Origin of the sequence: Megasphaera geminata F0357 (assembly GCF_000239275.1) — a bacterium.
Lineage (GTDB): Bacteria > Bacillota > Negativicutes > Veillonellales > Megasphaeraceae > Megasphaera > Megasphaera geminata.
Map to the genome: position 1 here is coordinate 1 of NZ_JH417598.1, position 5655 is coordinate 5655.

The window sequence follows — 5655 nt, forward strand, 5'->3', positions numbered from 1 at the left end:
AAGTGTAACATATGTTTGACAAACCTACAAAAAGTGCAGACATATTTTATAATTCCCCTTGTAATTGTTCGCATTTCAGTATATAATATAAATAGCCTTTCAAGGAGGAGTAATATGAATTCCATGAGTGTAAAACAAGCTGCATCAAGATGGGGAATGACACCGAGGAGAGTGCAAGTTCTATGCAGTCAAGAGCGAATTGAAGGAGTGCAACGAGTCGGAAATGTATGGACAATTCCTGAGAATGCAGAAAAGCCTGAAGATGCAAGGAAAAAAGTTCAAGACAGAAAAAAGAAAATTAATTCAGATGTTTTAATTGAACGTGTTTGGGCTATGCCAAATAAAAACACTTTTGAAATAAAGCCAATTCATGATCTTATTGAGGATGAACTTACCGAAGGAATTTGGATTGATCCATTTGCTAACAGAAACAAACTTGCAACTATTACCAATGATTTAAGCATAGAATTCGACACGGACTATCATCTTGATGCACTTGATTTTATGAAAATATTTGACAACAAGTCAGTTGATGGCGTTTTATACGATCCACCGTACTCTCCGAGACAGGTTAGTGAATGCTACAATAATGTAGGTTTTAGCGTTACATGGGATACAACAAAAGCTTCTTTTTGGGGTAACCACAAAAGAGAAATATCAAGAATTGTAAAAATAGGTGGAAAAGTCATTACCTTCGGATGGAATAGCGGAGGCATCGGCTATAAATATGGCTTTGAAATTCAAAGAATTCTGCTAGTCCCACACGGCGGTTGGCATAACGATACTATTTGCACTGTGGAAGTAAAAACACATGAACCGTACATTCAATATCAAAAGAAAGAAGATAAATCTATAGCTTTAAAAAATCAAAAATCTACTTCAAACGATAAAAAACTCGTTGAAATTTTACAAACATATCCAGATGATTATTGGGACTTCAAAGAAGATGACACAAGAGAATATACTCATGGAATTCATAGCTATCCTGCGATGATGGTTTGTCCAATAAGCAGAAATATAATCAACACAGTTAAACAGGTAATGCCAGTTCAATCTCTATTTGATCCATTTTCAGGTTCCGGAACTGTACTTGTTGAGGGTATGCTTGCTAATATCAATACAGTATACGGAAATGATATTAATCCTCTTGCATTATTTTTAAGCAAAGTAAAAACTACGAGACTTAATATGAACGATCTACAGAGGGAGACCATTATATTACTGAAAAAAATTGCAGAGCGTTACGAACAACAAAAAGCATTTTTTGATGAAGCGGATTCATATATGACAGATACTCTTGGACTTGATTTGACTGCTAAAAATGGTTGGGGCTCAGATGCACCTAAGTATCTTGCAGAATATAACCTTTTCCACAAAGCATTTTTTTTTAAAACACCATCGTTCAAAAATATAGGATATTGGTTTAAACCAAGAACAATATTATTCCTTCAACTCATTAAAAATGCCATTGAGGAAATTTCAGACAAAAACATAAAAGATTTTATATGTATAGCTTTTAGCGAATCCATCCGTCTTGTTTCAAATCGCAGAAACGGTGAGTTCAAGATGTTTAGAATGCGTCCAGATAAAGTCGCGACATTTTCCCCGGATGTTATCAAGGAATTTACAGTTATCCTAAATCGTAATGTTGAGAAGATGAATTCATTTGTGGAAGCATGCTCTGATAATGATTGTGCAACCAATGTTACAATCTATAGAAACGATGCCGGACAGCTACACGATGTGCCAAATAATTCTATTGACCTTGTTATTACATCCCCACCATACGGAGATAGTCGTACAACAGTTGCTTATGGTGAATATAGTCGTTTATCTTTGCAGTGGTTAGGGTTATATAACCTTGCTGATAAGGATATAATGGGCATAGACAAGTCATTGATGGGTGGTACTAAGTTCAGAAATGGCTTTGAGTATACAATTCATAGTGAATGTTTAAGAGAGTCTTTAGAAAGAATAAAAGACATTGACCTCGAGAGGGCTGGAGATGTTTATAGTTTTTATCTTGACTTAGAAAAATCAATCTCAGCCGTTGCGAGCAAGAGTAGAAGCGGAGGCTATCAGTTTTGGGTTGTCGGAAATCGAACAGTTAAAGGAGAACTTTTACTCACGGATAAGATTATTGCTGAAATAGCTGAAATTCATGACATGGACTATGTTTACACTATAGACAGAAACATAATCAATAAGGTAATACCATCCCTCAATTCTCCGACCAATGAAACCGGTCAAAAATCTGAAACAATGACAAATGAACACATTGTCATTCTGCGTAAAAGATAAGCAATAAAGCGGATAATTTTTTCTCCGCTTATAATTAAACGATTCTATTATTGACCGTAAATAAGAACTGTTGATCATATTCTCGGACTCTAAAACCAGTTCCATGATCATGCGTCTTTCCATTATTCGACCCACCATGATACTGTCCGATGCGAAGATCAACATAGATTTTTCCAGCTTCAAGCATTTTGATGAAAGAGTCATAATTAAAACCTGAAACTTCCCATGCCTCTTTAAATCGAAATTCTTCGTTGACGCCTTCACCGCGCGAATCAGCTTTAGCATATACAAACTTGTTTTTATATTTCTTTTCAAACTGTTTTTTTAGGTTTTCTCTCGACCAATAAATGCTTTCCACTCCATTTTCGGACTCAATATAAATGCCATTATTCCTACATGTAAATTTCAAAAAGTGTCCGGTGTCAGCAATACGAATAAATCTATCGCCAGAAAGTGTAGCATGAAGCACTTTTTCATCGTTGTCGTAGGCTTCGCTGGAATAGCCGTATTTGAGACGTAGTGTTGTATTTGCTCCTCTTGGAAGAGGAGACAATGTAAACATAGTTAGCATGCTATTAGAATTGATGCGGCAAGACTTAAGCTCGTACTCGCCAAAATCAGGTCCATCAATGTTGTTCTCTGGTATTTCTAAAAGGTCTTCAAGCGTTTTACCTATACCGGTTGGTCCAGCACGATGCGTTCTTACCCATCCCATATCAACTATCTTTTCATATTCACGGATAAAGTCATCAAGAGTATAAATCATTTAATTTCCTCACTTTCTTGTAGTAGCATATAGGATTTTATTTCGAGTGCATCAGCAATCTTCTGCACGTTCTCCAAAGAAATATTTCTTTGAAAACATTCAATATCACTGATATAGGTTCTGTGAAGTCCACAAATTTCCGCAAACTTCTCTTGTGAAAGACCTTTTTCAGTTCGATATCTTCGTAAATTGGTGCCAAACACCTTAATAACGTCCATAAGTATATGCCTCCTATAGTATTATTATTTTATAGCTGTTATAGACTATGAGTCTACAGACGATAAGTATCAATCTTTAATTATAACACATCTCTAACCGCTTAATCTTCGAGTAAAATAAAAAAATCTTATTAAATTCAAGTAATTTTTCGTTATCAGAAAGCCATAGAAGCAATCTTTAATTTAGATTATGCTACCGTATATTATAAGTTTAAAACAAAACAATCATAACCACCGGCTGAGCCGGTGGTTTGTACTGCCCCTATAAGGGGCTTTTGCCAGCAACATCTCAAGATGTACTGAATGGTTCGCCAACCGCACATCTTTTTCTACAAGCCCTAAAGGGCTATTTATTTTTCTTTCCTGTGAATGGATCTATATACTCTTTCAGACTTATTTGGTCCTCTGCTATATCTTCCTGAAGTTATGTACGTATGTACTCCTCTATTCTTTTCTTATTCTTCCCTACTGCATCAACAAAATAGCCTCGACACCAAAAATGTCTATTTCCATATTTATATTTCAAATTTGCATGTTTGTCGAAAATCATCAACGAGCTTTTCCCTTTGAGATAACCAACAATTTGGGACACACTGTATTTGGATGGTATCTCTACAAGCATATGTATGTGATCCGGACAACATTCTGCTTCGATTATATGTATTCCTTTTCTTTTACACAGAAGCCTTAATATTTTCCCTATGTCTACTCTTATCTTTCCGTAAATTACTTTTCTTCTGTACTTTGGTGCAAAAAAATCGGTGTAGTCCGAAGACCGCACCGACAATTCCTTATAACTCGGCTTCTTTGGAAGCCTCTTTCTTTTCTGTTGGCTTTGCTTTTTCTTCCGCCTTATACTTCTTGATTGCGCCAAGGACGGATTCTTTCTTTTCTTCCTGATTTTTCATCTGCTCTTTGGCTTTTAGAAGCTTAGAAGAAAGTATCCTCACATTGGTATGCTCCTTGCCGTTTTCGTCAATGGATTTTCTTTCCTGACCGAAGAGCTTTACAAAATCCCCTTGCTTAAAGTCCTTTGGAATATCGCCTTTTTCTCCATAAGCCGAGCAGTTTGTGTAATGCTTATTTCCCTCATCGTCTTTGGATACTACGGAGAAATTAACTACAGTAAAGGCTTCTCCGTTTTTGTTTTCTCTTTCCACCACATCCACTTCGCTGACTACATTGCCCACAATGTTGAGAAGGTCGTTATCTTCCTTTTCAAGGCTCTCATTTTCCTTAATCTGACCGCTTTCACGAAGCTCATCAATCATGTAGTCAAATTCGTCATTCAGTAGGCTCATAGAGTCATTTTCCATATAATCGGCATAGAGCTTATCAAGGGCGGCCTTGTCGTTAATGCCTTTTTCAAAGCTGATAAGTGCTTTTGCAAAGTCTTCGTGGTTTTCGTTTGCCATCTTCTCGATAGTGTTTCTCATTCCCTTGTAATTCATTTTCGTACCTCCGTATTTTTATTTTTGAAATAGAAAAGGGACTTTTCTAAGCCCCTTATCTTTCATCATGTTCTTTTGATTTTGTGTCTTTAACTTCTTTTTCTCTTTCCTCAGACTGGAAAGACCTAATCTGCCCTAAGATTGACGGCTTTTCTTCCTTTGCATGGAGATTATTTTCCACATCGTAGGTGGTTTCAAAGTAATCGCTATCCCTAAAGTCATTATCATACCTGTCGGGAACGCCGTCATTATCCATGTCTTTAGAAAGCGGATCATAGAAATTGCCTTCATCGTCTATCTCAAGTCCTAAGACGTTTTTTAGCTCTTCTCCCGATACGGAAACAAAGGTTGCAAATTCGGCGTTTTCCATTTCAAACTTCATACACTCCAGAGCCTTTTCTTCGCTGCCGTTTTCTTTGACATAATCGTAATGGCTTATCTCTTTTCCATCCACCAGCTGAGTAGCCGTAAAGTCCTCAAGATTCAGCTCAAACTGTATATCGTGCTTTTCATCAGGCGTATTCGTATAAGCAATGCCGATGTGTTTAAGGTCTAGAAACAAGGCGTTAAACTCTTCATAGCTGTGATTTCCCTCATACTCTCTGTTGCAAAAGTCTACAATTGCTCTTTTCACATCTTCAATAAGAGGGTTCGGATTTTCTTTTTCTTCCACTTCACCCATATCAAGAAGCTTGTTGAGTTCTGCAAGCCTTAGCACTTTTGTCCTTAGCTCGTCCGCCTTTTCAAAAGACTTTGTCAGCTCCTCCTTGGCGTTTTCCAGTTGCTCCTTGGTGCTAATAAGCTTTTCTTCCAAACGGCTAAGTTTCTCAGGCAGTTTATCAAGAGCATTGTCAAGCCTTATGATATTTCCATCCGCACTTGTTCTGTAGGATTACAATACATGTGTTACATCACAACT

General features: G+C 37.0%; 5 protein-coding genes and 1 pseudogene. 1 reads left to right on the forward strand and 5 read right to left on the reverse strand.

Annotated elements, in window-relative coordinates; genetic code table 11:
• The first annotated feature begins 114 nt into the window (after positions 1–114).
• A complete protein-coding gene (locus HMPREF0080_RS05350) occupies positions 115–2301 on the forward strand; it encodes a site-specific DNA-methyltransferase (RefSeq protein ID WP_216436695.1) in 2187 nt (728 codons plus the stop codon).
• A gap of 34 nt (positions 2302–2335) precedes the next feature.
• On the opposite strand, the gene HMPREF0080_RS05355 is transcribed toward HMPREF0080_RS05350, so the two are convergent.
• The 5 genes and pseudogenes from HMPREF0080_RS05355 to HMPREF0080_RS05375 form a co-directional block, all read right to left on the reverse strand.
• Positions 2336–3067, reverse strand: a complete 732-nt coding sequence (locus HMPREF0080_RS05355; protein ID WP_006790278.1) for an MvaI/BcnI family restriction endonuclease — start codon at positions 3065–3067, stop codon at positions 2336–2338.
• Positions 3064–3285, reverse strand: a complete 222-nt coding sequence (locus tag HMPREF0080_RS05360) for a helix-turn-helix domain-containing protein (protein ID WP_006790279.1) — start codon at positions 3283–3285, stop codon at positions 3064–3066. Before HMPREF0080_RS05360 ends, HMPREF0080_RS05355 begins: the two co-directional genes overlap by 4 nt.
• Before the next feature lie 346 nt (positions 3286–3631).
• Positions 3632–4072 (reverse strand): annotated as a pseudogene (gene tnpA / locus HMPREF0080_RS05365) (IS200/IS605 family transposase).
• A 4-nt stretch (positions 4073–4076) separates the two neighbouring features.
• Positions 4077–4736 carry a hypothetical protein gene (locus HMPREF0080_RS05370; RefSeq protein ID WP_006790281.1) on the reverse strand — a complete coding sequence of 220 codons (660 nt, stop codon included), beginning with the start codon at positions 4734–4736 and terminating at the stop codon, positions 4077–4079.
• Between the two features lie 55 nt (positions 4737–4791).
• Positions 4792–5550 carry a hypothetical protein gene (locus tag HMPREF0080_RS05375; RefSeq protein ID WP_006790282.1) on the reverse strand — a complete coding sequence of 253 codons (759 nt, stop codon included), beginning with the start codon at positions 5548–5550 and terminating at the stop codon, positions 4792–4794.
• Positions 5551–5655 lie beyond the last annotated feature (105 nt).